Annotated in this window: 14 protein-coding genes and 1 other RNA gene; 14 read left to right on the forward strand and 1 reads right to left on the reverse strand. The window is 55.7% G+C overall.

The annotated features are described in order from the left end of the window. The first annotated feature begins 313 nt into the window (after nucleotides 1–313). The 12 genes from pilV to EDC30_RS13590 all read left to right on the forward strand — a co-directional run bounded on the left by pilV (nucleotide 314) and on the right by EDC30_RS13590 (nucleotide 11320). Entirely contained in the window at nucleotides 314–871 is a 558-nt protein-coding gene (pilV, locus tag EDC30_RS13535; protein WP_132259387.1) for a type IV pilus modification protein PilV, read from the forward strand. A 12-nt stretch (nucleotides 872–883) separates the two neighbouring features. Further along, a complete protein-coding gene (locus EDC30_RS13540; RefSeq protein WP_243656787.1) occupies nucleotides 884–1879 on the forward strand; it encodes a PilW family protein in 996 nt (331 codons plus the stop codon). Then, nucleotides 1876–2550: a pilus assembly PilX family protein gene (locus EDC30_RS13545; RefSeq protein ID WP_243656788.1), complete on the forward strand. Its 675-nt coding sequence runs from the start codon at nucleotides 1876–1878 to the stop codon at nucleotides 2548–2550. Before EDC30_RS13540 ends, EDC30_RS13545 begins: the two co-directional genes overlap by 4 nt. A gap of 2 nt (nucleotides 2551–2552) precedes the next feature. Beyond that, nucleotides 2553–4718, forward strand: a complete 2166-nt coding sequence (locus EDC30_RS13550; protein ID WP_132259388.1) for a pilus assembly protein — start codon at nucleotides 2553–2555, stop codon at nucleotides 4716–4718. Nucleotides 4719–4736: 18 nt separating this feature from the next. Further along, entirely contained in the window at nucleotides 4737–5222 is a 486-nt protein-coding gene (locus tag EDC30_RS13555) for a type IV pilin protein (RefSeq protein ID WP_132259389.1), read from the forward strand. Then, complete coding sequence (locus EDC30_RS13560; RefSeq protein WP_165973824.1) at nucleotides 5213–5794, forward strand: GspH/FimT family pseudopilin; 582 nt, start codon at nucleotides 5213–5215, stop codon at nucleotides 5792–5794. Before EDC30_RS13555 ends, EDC30_RS13560 begins: the two co-directional genes overlap by 10 nt. Before the next feature lie 144 nt (nucleotides 5795–5938). Then, complete coding sequence (gene ribD, locus EDC30_RS13565) at nucleotides 5939–7003, forward strand: bifunctional diaminohydroxyphosphoribosylaminopyrimidine deaminase/5-amino-6-(5-phosphoribosylamino)uracil reductase RibD (protein ID WP_207907284.1); 1065 nt, start codon at nucleotides 5939–5941, stop codon at nucleotides 7001–7003. Nucleotides 7004–7016: 13 nt separating this feature from the next. After that, nucleotides 7017–7640 (forward strand): riboflavin synthase, encoded by a 624-nt coding sequence (locus EDC30_RS13570; protein ID WP_132259391.1) that lies wholly within the window; start codon nucleotides 7017–7019, stop codon nucleotides 7638–7640. Nucleotides 7641–7780: 140 nt separating this feature from the next. After that, complete coding sequence (gene ribBA, locus EDC30_RS13575) at nucleotides 7781–8887, forward strand: bifunctional 3,4-dihydroxy-2-butanone-4-phosphate synthase/GTP cyclohydrolase II (RefSeq protein ID WP_132259392.1); 1107 nt, start codon at nucleotides 7781–7783, stop codon at nucleotides 8885–8887. 54 nt (nucleotides 8888–8941) lie between these two features. Continuing rightward, a complete protein-coding gene (ribH, locus tag EDC30_RS13580; RefSeq protein ID WP_132259393.1) occupies nucleotides 8942–9427 on the forward strand; it encodes a 6,7-dimethyl-8-ribityllumazine synthase in 486 nt (161 codons plus the stop codon). Between the two features lie 109 nt (nucleotides 9428–9536). Further along, complete coding sequence (gene nusB, locus EDC30_RS13585; protein WP_132259394.1) at nucleotides 9537–10007, forward strand: transcription antitermination factor NusB; 471 nt, start codon at nucleotides 9537–9539, stop codon at nucleotides 10005–10007. A gap of 122 nt (nucleotides 10008–10129) precedes the next feature. Further along, the gene (locus EDC30_RS13590) at nucleotides 10130–11320 is read left to right on the forward strand and encodes a pyridoxal phosphate-dependent aminotransferase (protein WP_132259395.1); all 1191 of its coding nucleotides are present in this window, start codon (nucleotides 10130–10132) and stop codon (nucleotides 11318–11320) included. 42 nt (nucleotides 11321–11362) lie between these two features. Here the strand turns inward: EDC30_RS13590 and EDC30_RS13595 are convergent, their stop codons facing one another. Continuing rightward, nucleotides 11363–12349 carry a transglycosylase SLT domain-containing protein gene (locus EDC30_RS13595; RefSeq protein ID WP_132259396.1) on the reverse strand — a complete coding sequence of 329 codons (987 nt, stop codon included), beginning with the start codon at nucleotides 12347–12349 and terminating at the stop codon, nucleotides 11363–11365. A gap of 475 nt (nucleotides 12350–12824) precedes the next feature. Between EDC30_RS13595 and ubiD the strand changes: the two genes are divergently transcribed. Continuing rightward, complete coding sequence (gene ubiD / locus EDC30_RS13600; protein WP_132259397.1) at nucleotides 12825–14309, forward strand: 4-hydroxy-3-polyprenylbenzoate decarboxylase; 1485 nt, start codon at nucleotides 12825–12827, stop codon at nucleotides 14307–14309. A gap of 40 nt (nucleotides 14310–14349) precedes the next feature. Further along, an RNA gene (gene ffs / locus EDC30_RS13605) (signal recognition particle sRNA small type) lies at nucleotides 14350–14448 on the forward strand. Nucleotides 14449–14559 lie beyond the last annotated feature (111 nt).

A 14559-nucleotide genomic window follows, 5' to 3' on the forward strand; every position in this document is an offset into this window, starting at 1 on the left:
GAAAGTAGGTCATCGTCAGGCTCTTATTAAAAAACCCCCTCGCTCTACACGAGCCTGGGGGTTTTTGCTTTGCAGGCCCTCCACGTAACTTCCTCACCCTCACCACACTCCCTCACTCACCCTCACCGCACCTTCCTTACCAGCGGTCCACCCCCCTCCCTGTACGATGGGCCAGGCCTCTCCCGCCTTTAATTCATATCAAAGATCTTATATTTGGGCCCGTTTTCTCCCATAAATATGAGATCAAAGCGTCCTACTTTCTCGTGTATCTTATGCTTGTCAAAAATTCAAGAAAAAGCAGAAAGTACTCAACATGAAAAAACATGCTGAAACAGGATTTTCATTAATCGAAGTGCTTGTCTCTCTACTTGTTTTATCGGTCGGGATAATTGGCGCTGCGTCCATGCAGCTCAATGCGTTGCGCAGCAACCAGCAATCAGGATTCCATAGCACCGCGCTTCAACTCGCGATAGATACCGCAGACCAGATCCGTGCAGCCACAGTAAATAATGATGCTGATGCTGCCAATGCGTATTTAAGACTGGACTTTAAAAGTGAAGAGAGCGTTATTAGTGCTCACAGCCTTTGTTATGACGTCTCATCTGCGTGTAATGCCGTAGAAATTACAGATGCACAGATTTATGAGATCCAACGGAGACTCAAATCCTCGTTGCCGAACGGACGAATAAAGGTTTGTCGCGACGCTGCACCATGGAGCGACAGCAGCAATACCTATCAGTGGGACTGTCATGATGCTGGCAAAAGCGCACCTATCGTCGTCAAGCTGAGTTGGCGATCTCCATCCGATCACACGGCGCTTCCAGCAGGCGGCAAGGAAAGCCCCCGTCTTGTAATCCTCGTTCAAACGTGAGGGAGACGGAAAATGCACGCGTATCCAAAATTCGGTTGTCAGGGCTTGTCAGCTCACTCGGGATTGACTTTGGTCGAGCTCATGGTTTCGCTCGCGTTAAGCCTCCTCATTGTCCTTGCTGCCACATCAATCTTTGTAACGAGCCAATCCGCTTACACAGCAAACGATGATGCCGCCCTCATTCAGGAAAGCGGGCGATATGGACTGGAAGTGATAGCAAGGGCGCTGCGGCAGTCAGGTTACGAGGATTGGAGCGGAGGCGGTACTGCGAAGCTAACCCGTTCAGATGAGAGCGCAACCATCGTCGGTTTAGACGCCAAGAGTCTGAAAGCGACGACAGCCGCTGTGGACTCGCCAGTCGCCAAATCGGTCAATGGAAGCGATGTGCTGGGTATTCGGTTTCATGGTTCAGGTGGCGGAGACAATGGTGACGGTTCCATGCTCAATTGCGCCGGATTTGGTGTTGGATCGGAATCAAAGTCTGGTGGAATGACTGACCGAGGTTGGAGCATCTTCTATGTGGCCGAAGATTCTGCCGGAGAGCCCGAGCTACGTTGTAAGTATCGAGGTAAGACAAGCTGGAACGCGGTTGCCATCGTCCGTGGGGTCGAATCGTTCCAGGTCTTGTATGGGCTGGACAGTGATAGGGATGGCTTGCCGAACCATTTTTTGACGGCCACTGAAGTGGAGCAGCTGGATGACAAACTGGTATTGACCGGTGCAGATAGCGCGGCCCGGATCTTGGAGAAAAATCGCAAGACGCATTGGAAAAACATTGTTGCGGTTAAGATTGCGCTGCTTGTACGCGGCGCGCGCGCCGGACGTAATGATGCACTACGTAAGTCTTACGATCTTTTTGGTAAGGAGTATTCCGATGCCTATGGCGTTGTAGACGTAGGGACCCGCATCAGCGAACCGGATTTGCCGGCGAGGAGCCGAAATCGCATTCGTAAGGTCTTCAGCGCCACTATCATGCTACGTAATCGGACAGACGGAGGAGGTATATGACTCCTCCGCGGCAAGCTGCGCATGCAGAGCAAATTCCAAATAAATGCTTATCGCAGCATTTGTATAGCTTGATGCGCTCCTGCAATCAGAACGGAACGGTGATCGTCACGCTCGTCATCCTGATGGCTGTTCTCATGCTCGGATTGGCAGCGGCTCAAAGTGCAGTTCTTGGCTGGAAGAGCGCAAGCAATGAGACCGATCGTCAGATAGCCCTTCAGGCTGCTGAAGCGGCTTTGCGCGATGCCGAAATCGATATTGAAAATTCTCCAGACTCTGCCAAATCTCGCAGTCATATCTTTTCAAGGCATAGCGCGTTTGGATTTCCCGATCCGGATGAGGCTGTGTGCAACGACGATTCTGGTGAAATATACCGAGGGCTTTGCAGAGCTGTGAATGACGAGATGCAGCCATGGCAGATAGTTGACTTCAGCAAGAGCGACGCCACAGCGCAATCCGTGGCATTCGGCAGTTTTACCGGCCAAAGCTTTCAGGTTGGGAAAGGCACCTTACCTAGTCGTTTGCCGAGATACATTATCGAGCTGATGCCTTATAACAGGCCCGGTGAGCCTGCAGATAAGCCAAGCTATTTTTATCGTGTGACGGCGATTGGCTTCGGTGCACGAGAGTCGACGCAAATTGCCTTGCAAAGCTTCTATCGCAAGGAAGATTAGCGATGCGCCCATCTCTCTACCTTCACTGCATTCTTGCACGCCGAAGGCGCTGCATCTGTTTCCCATTGATCCTTGCGTTTGGCATTTCACAGGGCGTTCATGCCGCCGTGCCGATTATCCATATTGCTTCGGAACCGCTATTACATGATGCTCATGGGATGTCCGGCGCAACGCTGGGTACTGATAAAGGCTCGCCGGGGCGTACTTTTCTCTATCAATCAGGTTTTGATGCCGCCACATGGAGCGGCAAGCTCATCAAGTTGCCGGTCACGATGACCAGTGATCGAGGTGTCCAGTTAGGTTCAGCTCCGGAATGGGATGCGGCTGAGATACTAACAGGGAAGAAGAATGAGACGCCGCTACCTCTGTCAGTAAACCGCCAGATATATACAGCCAATGCGGATACGCGATCAGGCATCACCGAATTCAAATGGGAGAAGCTTGCCGAAGTCCAGAGAACCAAGCTGGACGTTTCGCGGCTTGGTGGTGCAACCGATGGCCTCGGCCCCAGGCGACTCGGATTCTTGCGTGGCGAACGGGAAGATGAACTTGGACAGGCGAATGGCATATTCCGTCCGCGGGATCGCGTGCTCGGAGATATCGTCAACAGCAATCCCGTTTTCGTCGGGGCGCCTGCGTCCGTAAGTGGCGGTGCGGATTATCGATCCTTTTATGAAGCGCATAAGAGTCGTGCAAATGCGGTGTATGTCGGGGCGAATGACGGAATGCTGCATGCCTTCGATGCATCTAGCGGCATTGAATTCTTTGCCTATCTTCCTGACGCCTTGCTGGAAAAAGTATCTCAGTTGGCCCAGCCCGAGTATCACCATCAGAATTATGTCGACGGCGCTATTGCCGTAGCAGAGGCTCAGGTCCGGGGAGGATGGAAGACTGTGCTGGTCGCAGGGATGGGAGGTGGAGCGCAAGGCGTATTTGCTCTGGATGTGTCGACTCCCGAGGATTTTAAAAGCGGGATTGGCGCCCTGTGGGAATTTACGGATCGCGACGACGGGGATATCGGCAATGTATTCAATGTGCCGGTAATCGCGCGATTCAAAGCCCGCCAGACAGCTGAAGGTTTGGAGTATCGCTATTTCGCCATGGTTGGCAGTGGCGTGAATAATTATCTGGAGGATGGGCATGCCGATCCGCTCGCGCCTGCTGTGCTATTTCTGCTCGCGCTGGACAAGAAGCCAGAGGAACGATGGCAATTAGGCATCAACTATTTCAAATTCAAGAAGCCGATTCTCGACACAGGCTTGCCGAACGGCTTAAGTTCTCCTGGGCTGGTTCTTGGTGAAGACGGCGCTGTGCGTTTTGCGTATGCCGGCGACTTGCAGGGCAATCTCTGGAGATTCGATTTCACGGGATTTCTGCCGTGGTCAAAAGAGAATTCCGGTAAGACCCCGCTATTTACCGCGCAGGATTCCTCGGCACGCAGGCAGCCGATCACAGTCCAGCCAAGGGTGGTTTTTGCTCCTGGCAGCGGCTACGTGGTTCTGTTCGGCACTGGGAAATTCATGGAAGAGGCGGATACGAAACCTGCAGCGTTTTCGGTTCAATCCTTCTACGGAATATACGATACGACGCAAAAATCCTACAAGGTATCGGGGCGGAATCAGCTCGAGCCACGCCGATTGGTAAAAGAGGGAGATGCATTGCAAATCACCGGACAGGAATTCTTGTACGGCGAAAGCGCGGAGCAACAACGTGGCTGGTATTTCGATTTTCTGGCATCTGATGAGAGCGGTGAACGCAATGTCAGCAATCCGGTGGTTGATTCCGGCAGGCTGATTTTCAATAGCCTGATTCCATGTGCTGCGCCTTGCTCTCACGGCGGTGGACGCAGTTACGTTCTGAATGCCTTGAGCGGACTGTCGCCCGGCGATAAAAATAGCGGCATGCTTTCGCACATAGGCATGCTGGCAGCGCCGCTGACCCTGCAGACAGCTATGGCAGCCGGCAGTCGCAATGTGTTCGGTAAATCCACCGTGCGGCGCAGGTCAGTTGTGATTAATGCCGGCTCAGGCGGCACCAAAGGAAATACTGCGGCCGTCCAGGAAGATGCCGAAGGCAGCATGCCTGAGGTAACGCTGCCCGCCATGCGGCTGTCCTGGCGCGAGATTGTGAATTGGCCGGAATTGCGCCTCAAGGCGCTACGGAAATAGCGTGCATCCAGAAAGCAGATGGATAACTCAGTCAAAAGCGTTCCTGCCAGTGATCGATGCTATGGCTATCGACACCGCGGATTTACATTGATAGAACTGGTGATCACAGTCTCAATCATCGCTGTTCTCGCGGCTCTTGTTTATCCGTCTTATCAGCACGCGATCCGTAAAGCGAAGCGGACCGAAGCCCGTGCCGCGCTTCTGCAGTTAATGCAACAGCAGGAGCGTTTTTATTCATTGCATACCACGTATGTACAATTTTCGGCTGATGCGACCGATGTCGAAGCCAAGCAATTCAAGTGGTATTCGGGTGACAATCCTGCATCGAGCACCTATGAAATTCAAGGCAAGGCCTGCGCTGACAGTACATTGACCGACTGTGTTCTTATTACGGCGACAGCGGGAGGCAGTCGGGTCGGAAAGGGCTACGACGACCCTGAATGCCAGGTAATGTCCTTGACGAGCAATGGCGCTAAACTTCCTGTGGGCGAGAAATGCTGGTGAGGATTGGAGCCGACTTCAATGCAATCGGAGTGCGTTTGCGTTCTGGCTTTTCCCTGATCGAACTGATGGTTGCACTATGCATCGCCGCGATCCTGCTCATGGTTGGCGTCCCTGGTTATCAGGCGCTGATTCACAACCAACGGCTGAATACCAGCGTGAACGGCTTTGTCGGCGCGCTGCATATGGCGCGATCCGAGGCGATCCGGCGCGGCACAAGAGTCGACCTGGTGCCGCTAGATGGAAAAGACTGGAGCCACGGCTGGATGGCATTTGTTGACGAAAATGGCAATCAGCAAGCCGACGCCGGCGAGATGGTCATCTTGCGGCAGGATGTGGTGCCTCATGGAATGGCCATAAAATCCGTGTTGACTGACTCCAGCAAACCTTATCTTGCTTATAATGGCAGCGGTCGCACGCGCACGAACGCCAGCAGCGAGACCCCGCAACTCGGAACCGTATCGTTCATGCTCGGTGAGGAAGTGCGGCGTATCAAGCTGAATTTTTCCGGACGGGCGCGTGTTTGTAACCCCGAGAAGGATAAAACCTGCACCGGTACTGACGATGCGGATTGAGGCGGGTTCTGCCGTCTGACGAAGCTGACCATGCTCGTTCAGAGTTTGTTTGAGATTGGCAGAATCCTCGTTCGTAGCGGCAGTACATGTCACCAAAATTCAGCACAAGCCAGCTACGTGAATATTACTAATGATCTTGATGGCATGCGGTTAGCCCTTCATTTGGCAGCCAAGGGCATGTTCATCACCAGCCCCAATCCTCGCGTCGGATGCGTCATCGTGCGCGGTGGAGAAGTCATCGGCGAAGGCTTCACCCAGCCTGCAGGGCAGGCCCATGCCGAAGTCCAGGCTTTGCGTGACGCTGCTGCGCGCGGCAAAGAGGTGCGCGGCGCGACGGCTTACGTGACGCTGGAGCCTTGCAGCCATTACGGTCGGACGCCGCCGTGCGCTGATGCGTTGATTGCGGCAGGCCTTGCCCGTGTCGTGGCGGCGATCAGTGATCCCAATCCCCTGGTGGCGGGGCAGGGGATGGCTAAACTGCAGGCCGCCGGCATCGAGACCACATGTGGCGTGCTGGAACAGGAAGCGCGTGAAATGAATATCGGCTTTTTATCGCGCATGCAGCGGGGCCGCCCGTGGGTGCGCATGAAGTCTGCTGCCAGCCTGGATGGCAAGACGGCGCTGCACAACGGCAAGAGCCAGTGGATCACATCGTCGGAAGCGCGTCAGGATGGCCACTGGTGGCGCGCTCGTGCCTGCGCCATTCTCACCGGCAGCGGCACCGTCAACCAGGATGATCCGCAAATGACGGTGCGCGGCATCGACACGCCGCGCCAGCCACGCCGCATCGTGGTCGACAGCAAGCTGCATATCAATCCGGATGCGCGCATCCTCGAAGGCGGCGGCACCTGGATCGTGACGGCGCAGCCGAATCCGGAAAAGGAAGCCTTGCTGCGCGAGCGCGACGCGGAAATTATCCTGTTGCCGAACGCGCACGGCAAGGTGGACTTGCCGGCATTGATGCAAGAGCTGGGACGGCGGCAGATCAATGAGTTGCACGTTGAAGCCGGCTCGCGGCTGAATGGCGCACTGATTGCAGACGGTTGCGTCGACGAGCTCTTGCTATACCTGGCTCCCAGCCTGTTGGGAGACGCCATGGAAATGTTTGACTTGCCCCGACTCGACTCGCTTGAGGGCCGGCGCGATCTGACTTTTCATGAAGTCCGGCAGATCGGCCCAGATTTGCGTATCCTAGCTCGTTTCCTCTGAATTTTAATTTGTTATGTTTACTGGAATTGTTGCAGCTGTCGGCAAGATCACTACCGTCACGCCGCTGGGCAAGGAGCAGGATGCCGGCGTTCGCCTGTCCGTCGATGCGGGAGGGCTGCCGCTTGCCGATGTGGCATTGGGCGATTCGATCGCCCTGAACGGCGCCTGCATGACGGTCGTTGCCAAGACCGGTGTGGGCTTCGAGGTTGAAGTTTCGCGCGAGAGTCTCAATTGCACCGTTGGGCTGGATGCACCGGGCGAAGTCAATCTCGAAAAAGCGCTCACCCTGGCGGAGCGCCTGGGCGGTCACCTGGTTTCCGGCCATGTCGATGGCCTGGGCGTGGTGCGTCGTTTTGAGCCGGTCGGCGAATCCCATGAACTGGTGATCGAGGCGCCGAGGTCGCTGGCGAAGTACCTGGTCTTCAAGGGCTCGATCGTGGTCAATGGCGTTTCGCTCACGGTGAACCGTGTTGCCGATGGCGAGTCGGGCTGCGAGTTTTCCATCAATCTGATTCCGCATACCGTCGAAGTGACCACGCTGAAGCATTTGCGCGCCGGTTCAAAAGTGAATCTCGAAGTGGACTTGATTGCGCGTTACGTCGAACGGATGCTGTCTCTCTCCGAATCTGGCCAGTAAGACAAATTTTCTCTCCTGGATAAGTAGCGGCGGCTTGCACCTGGCAAGGGCGAGCCGCCGCTTGCGCTCATGAAGTTTGGACCTTGCGGACTCGAACAAGCCAAATCCATTAAAATAGCGGTCTACCGAGGAAACCATTTATGTCTTTAGCAACAACAAATGAAATCGTCGCCGAATTGCGTGCCGGCCGCATGGTCATTCTGGTCGATGAAGAAGATCGCGAGAACGAAGGCGACCTGATACTGGCAGCCGATTTCGTTACGCCGGAAGCCATCAATTTCATGGCAAAGTTTGGTCGCGGGCTGATTTGCCTGACACTGACCGAAGAGCGCTGCGCACAGCTGGAATTGCCGATGATGGCAACCCGTAACGGCACCGCTTTCGGCACCAATTTCACCGTATCGATCGAAGCCGCCGAAGGCGTCACCACCGGCATTTCGGCGGCGGATCGTGCACATACCGTCAAGGTGGCTGTGGCCAAGCATGCCAAGCCTTCGGATATCGTTCAGCCTGGCCATATCTTCCCGCTGAAAGCCCAGAAGGGTGGCGTGTTGATGCGTGCCGGTCATACCGAAGCCGGTTGCGACCTGGCGGAAATGGCAGGCCTTACGCCGGCCGCCGTCATCTGCGAAGTCATGAATGATGACGGAACCATGGCGCGCCTGCCGGATTTGATTGAATTCGCCAAGGAACACGGCCTGAAGATCGGCACCATCGCGGATCTGATTCATTACCGCAGCCAGCATGAAAGCGTGATTGAGCGCGTTGGCGAGCGTGAAATGCAAACTGCGTACGGTCGTTTCAAGGTGGTTGCATATCGCGACAAGCCTAGCGGCGGCGCGCATCTGGCGCTGGTGCACGGCGAGCCGCGTCCCGACATCGAAACGTTGGTTCGCGTGCATCAGCCGGTCTCGGTGCTGGATCTGCTCGATACCGAAGCAACCACCCACTCCTGGAATATGGCCGCCGCACTGAGAGCCATCCAGGCGCAGTCGCATGGCGTAATGGTCTTGCTCAATTGCGAAGAATCCGCAGAACAGATGTTCGGCCAGTTCGCCGCGCTCAATGCGCCGGAGAAGCGTCCGCAAGGGCGCGCTTCCAGCATGGATTTGCGCACCTATGGTATCGGCGCGCAGATTCTGAAGGATGTCAATGTCGGCAAGATGCGCTTGTTGTCCAATCCGCGCAAGATGCCGTCGATGGCAGGCTTTAATCTGGAAGTGGTCGGTTTTCAGGAACGGTCCTGAGGCGCAAAGTCCCGGGACATTCAATTTTTGCATGCAGTAATAAGGGGAAAAGCCATGGCAGTGGGAAGCTACGAATCGAATCTGGATGGCGAAGGCCTGCGTATCGGGATTGCCCAGGCACGTTTCAATGAAGACGTTTGTCAGGGCTTGCTGGATTCCTGCCTGGCGGAGCTGCAGCGTCTGGGCGTGGCCGACGAGGATGTGCTGCATGTATCGGTGCCGGGCGCCCTGGAGATCCCGCTGGCATTGCAAAAGCTTGCCGAAACCCAGCAATTCGATGCGCTGATCGCCATCGGCGCGGTTATCCGCGGCGAAACCTATCATTTTGAGCTGGTGTCGAACGAGTCCGGCGCCGGCATCACTCGGGTCGGCCTGGACTACGGCATTCCGATTGCCAATGCAGTGCTGACCACGGAAACCGATGAGCAGGCCGAGGCGCGCATGCTTGAAAAGGGCGCCGATGCTGCCCGTGTTGCGGTTGAAATGGCTAATCTCGCGATCGCTCTGGAAGAGCTGACGGACGCGACCGAGGACGAGTAAGACTAACGCAGGTAAGACTAACGCAGGTCGCCTCAACTTCATGATGCGACGCTGCTGAGATGGCATTTATTTATTCCGGCTTTGCCCGGGATTACAGGTATTTTCATTCATGACGCAAAAAGAATTTCACGCCAATCCGAACAAGAACCGTACACCGCGTCATCGCGCGCGTGAATTTGCGCTCCAGGGGCTGTATCAGTGGCTGCTGAATAATGAGGACGCCGGCGCGATCGATGCCCATATGCGCGAGGCGCATGGGTTCAACAAGGCCGATGCCGCGCACTTCGACGTGTTGTTGCACGGTGCGATCCGTGATGCCACCTTGCTGCGAGATGAGTTAAGCCCGCTGATCGATCGCCCGATCGGTGAACTGTCGCCGATCGAGCACGCCGCGCTGCTGATCGGCGCCTATGAGCTCAAGCACCATCTTGAAATTCCCTACAAGGTGGTGATCAACGAAGCCGTTGAACTGACCAAGTCGTTCGGCGGCATTGACGGTCACAAGTATGTCAATGGCGTGCTGGATAAACTGGCAGGCAAAGTGCGGGCAGTGGAAGTGCAGGCCGCTCGCAAAGAGTAATCCCTCTCTTGCAAGGGGCTGCATGGAATTGCGCCCCTGATGATCGCGGTACCATACTTGTGCCGCCGACGATTTTGTACAATGGCTCCGGCAAATATTCGCTAGCCGGGCTGCATCCAAGCATGAATCTGACTTATCTCGCATCCCGTCTCGGGAATATCGCACCGTTCCATGTCATGGAGCTGGCGAAAATGGCTGCTGCATTGGAGCAGCAGGGGCGTTCCATCATCCATATGGGAATCGGTGAACCTGATTTCACGGCGGCGCCGCAGGCCATTGAAGCCGCCAGCCGGGCCATGGCTCAAGGATTGACGCAATATACGTCGGCACTCGGCTTGCCCGCCTTGCGGCAAGCGATTTCCAGCCACTACTTGCAGACCTATGGCTTGCAAGTGGCGCCGGAACGCATCATCGTGACTGCCGGTGCCTCTGGCGCCTTGTTGCTGGCATGTGCCGCACTGGTGGAAAAAGGCGCCGAAGTGTTGATGCCTGACCCTTCCTACCCGTGTAACCGCCATTTCGTCGCGGCTTTCGAAGGGCAAGCCCGGATGATTCCGAGCGGGCCGGCGGAACGCTTTCAATTGAGCGAAGCAATGGTGCGCGCTCACTGGGGCCCGACGACGCGCGGCGTGCTGCTGGCTTCGCCGTCGAACCCGACCGGTACTTCCATCGAGCCGGCAGAGCTGGGCCGGATTGCGGCAACCGTCAGGGAGCGCGGCGGCTTTACGATCGTCGACGAGATTTATCAGGGCTTGAGTTACGACACGGAGCCTTTTTCCGCTCTGTCGCTGGGCGACGATATTATCGTCATCAACAGCTTTTCCAAGTATTTCAACATGACAGGCTGGCGCCTGGGATGGCTGGTGGTGCCGGAAGCACTCGTGCCGCAAATCGAAAAGCTCGCGCAAAATTTATTTATCTGCGCCTCGGCGATTTCCCAGTACGCCGGGTTGGCATGCTTTACGCCAGAAGCGCTCGCGCTGTTTGAAGAGCGCAAGCGGGAATTCCGCCGTCGCCGCGATTTTATTGTACCGGCACTGGAAGAATTGGGTTTTACCATTCCGGTAAAGCCGGATGGCGCTTTTTATGTCTATGCGGATTGCAGTGCTTTGTCCGACGATGCCGACCGTCTGACGCGGGATATGTTGCAAAAGGCTGGGGTCGTCATGGTACCGGGACTGGATTTCGGCAGTTATTGTCCCCGCCAATATGTCCGGATCTCTTACGCGACTTCCATGGAAAATCTCCAGGAAGCTGTCAGGCGCCTGCAGGACTATTTCAGGACGGGAAATTCTAAAAACGTAGTGAAATAAAAAAGGAGCCGCAAGGCTCCTTTTTTATTGGGCCAATAACGCTCAAGACAAGGCATGCAGCGAAAAACGGTTTGAGGCAATGCTATCTGCCGATTCCATGGCGGCGGATTTGTCGGCATCAGCCGGTGCCTTCTTGGAATGGGACGGAGCGTTGGTGGAGCTGTCCGGTTCAGCCGAGGTGGCGATGGTGGAAGGCGAGGACTTGCCAGCCACTTCCTGCAGGCGGCGGTATTCAGCCAATACGCGCGAACCATATCCGGAATCTGTCGCGAAGGCCGCCGCGCCAACGTAGCGCTTCAGCCCCGCTTCGACTGAACCGGCTCTCTTGACATAATCTTTCAGGATCGCCGATCCAACGCGGATATTGGCGACAGGGTCCAGCGCAGCGCGAACGCCGCCATGTTCACGAAACTTATCGCGATGCACTTTTGACATGACTTGCATCAGCCCCTGCGCTCCGCCTGCACTTTCAGCAAAGGGATTGAAGCCCGATTCAATGGCGGCGACCGCAAGGATAAGCAGCGGATCCAGTTGAAGTTTCTCGGCATTCTTGTACGCTTCCGACACCAGCATGTGAGTCGCGTCGGAAGCGACACGGTAACGGCGCGAGATCCAGCGGGAAACCGCTAATTGTTCATTTGAAAGGCTAGTGTTTTTAATTTGCAGTTCGATTCTGGCTGGTTGTTTCACCACGGAGGCAGGGGTAGTGCTTACCTGCGGCGAAGGAAGAGCCGGAGTCGTGTCAGGCGCCGCCAAATCCGCGAGCGGGTCAAGCTCGTCTTCATCATCAGCGTCTGCCACTTCGGCTGCAAATGGCGACAGGGCTTTCAAATGGTCGGTAAAGTGCGGTTTGACGAATAACAGAGTCAAGGCGGCGATAGCGGCAACGCCGAGAACCATCAGCGAATGATGGGCAATGGTCATGATGCCGCGTAAAGTGGCACGTGCGAGAGAGGTGGCGACAACGGCAGATTGGTCTGCAGTTTTCCGGCTCAAGGCCTCCCCAGCCTGGATAAAACGGTACAGCATGGTTTCTCCTGAATCGTCACGGCACAAACGATCCCACACCGGGTAGACCCGGAGCGTTTTCCATTTATGCCGTCAATCAGAAACATCGTCTGGCATTGCTGAGAGCATAGTCAGACGGTCGTCTTGCCATTTTGTTCAACTGGCGGCGCGGTTTGCGCTACGGACCCAGTGACAGGCAAATTTTTCCGGGGGAAGGCTGACGCCTTTGGCAACACTCCTTAAAATGTCATGTGGGGCCCCGAACCCCGTGAACTGATTTGGTTTATTCCGCAGCGCTTGTTCTGGTGAGGGCTGCTTCCGCTTCAAGTGAAAAAGATTGTAGGGGCTGAATTATATCCAGTCAATAATATAAAATTTGAAATCCATAACCAATTTGCATATAGAAATGCGCTGCAGTGCAGCAAAAATCAATAAAAACAGCGACTTGCCAAATCTTCTTTGATAATCTGCAGAAGTTAAAAGAATTGTAAAAAATATGAAATATACGGATTTGCGGGACTTTATTGCGAAGTTGCAAGAAATTGGCGAACTCAAGCGTATTGCGGTTTCCGTGTCACCGCATCTGGAAATGACCGAGGTGTGCGATCGCACCTTGCGAGCCGGCGGACCTGCCTTGCTGTTCGAGCGCCCGACCGGGCATACGATGCCCGTCCTGGGAAATCTGTTTGGCACGCCGCGTCGAGTTGCTCTCGGGATGGGCGCGGAGGATGTCGGCGAATTGCGCCGTATCGGCCAGGTGCTGGCCAGCCTGAAAGAGCCGGAGCCACCTAAAGGCTTTCGCGATGCATTAGGCCTGGGCTCCTTACTCAAGGCATTATGGGATATGGCGCCGAAAGAGTCGCGCTCCGCGCCTTGCCATGACATCGTCTGGGAAGGCGATGACGTCGACCTCGCAAAGCTGCCGATTCAGCATTGCTGGCCGGGGGATGTCGCGCCGTTGATTACCTGGGGGCTGGTGATTACGAAGGGGCCGCATAAAAAGCGGCAGAACCTGGGTATCTACCGACAGCAGGTGCTGGGCCGGAACAAGGTGATCATGCGCTGGCTGGCGCATCGCGGTGGTGCGCTGGATTTTCGCGAGCATGCGATTGCCAATCCCGGCAAGCCATATCCTGTGGCGGTGGCGCTGGGTGCCGACCCCGCCACTATATTAGGTGCAGTCACGCCGGTGCCGGACAGCTTGTCGGAATACCAGTTTGCCGGACTGCTGCGCGGCAGTCGTACCGAGTTGGTCAAGGCGATCGGCAGCGAGTTGCGAGTGCCGGCCTCGGCGGAAATTGTCCTGGAAGGGCATATCTATCCCGATGCCTCGCATCCGAGCGGTTATGAGCATGCTCTTGAAGGGCCGTATGGCGACCACACCGGTTACTACAATGAGCAGGACTGGTTCCCGGTATTTACGATCGACCGGATCACCATGCGGCGCGACCCGATTTACCACTCTACGTATACAGGCAAACCTCCGGATGAGCCGGCTGTGCTCGGCGTGGCGTTGAACGAGGTATTCGTGCCTTTGCTGCAGAAGCAGTTTTCCGAGATTACGGATTTTTACCTGCCGCCGGAAGGCTGCAGCTACCGCATGGCGGTGGTGCAGATGAAGAAATCCTATCCGGGGCATGCCAAGCGGGTGATGTTCGGCGTCTGGAGCTTCCTGCGTCAGTTCATGTATACCAAGTTCATCGTGGTCGTGGATGAGGATGTGAATATCCGCGACTGGAAGGAAGTCATCTGGGCGATCACGACCCGGGTCGACCCCGTGCGCGATACGACGCTGGTGGACAATACCCCGATCGATTACCTGGATTTTGCGTCGCCGGTAAGTGGTCTGGGCAGCAAGATGGGCATCGATGCCACCAACAAGTGGCCGGGCGAAACCAGTCGGGAATGGGGCCGGACCATCGTCATGACGGATGAGGTGAAAGCCCGGGTGGATAGCATCTGGCAAGAGTTGGGAATTTGAATGTTGGGTGAAAACGCATATTGCTGGTAAAATCTCTCTTGGCGGGCCCCTGCGCATTGTGGCTTGGTGAACCTGGTCAGGTCGGGAACGAAGCAGCCACAGCCGATTCCCACAAGTGCCGCAGACAAGGCTCGCCTTTATTATCTTCTTCTCATCCTCATTCAGGCTCCTTGTTGATTGGGCGCCGACATTTCACCAATCTTTGGCAAGCGCAAGAGCAAGCAGACTCTTGGGACCGCTCCATTCCATC

The sequence above is a fragment of the Paucimonas lemoignei genome, from assembly GCF_004342585.1.
Lineage (GTDB): Bacteria > Pseudomonadota > Gammaproteobacteria > Burkholderiales > Burkholderiaceae_D > Paucimonas > Paucimonas lemoignei.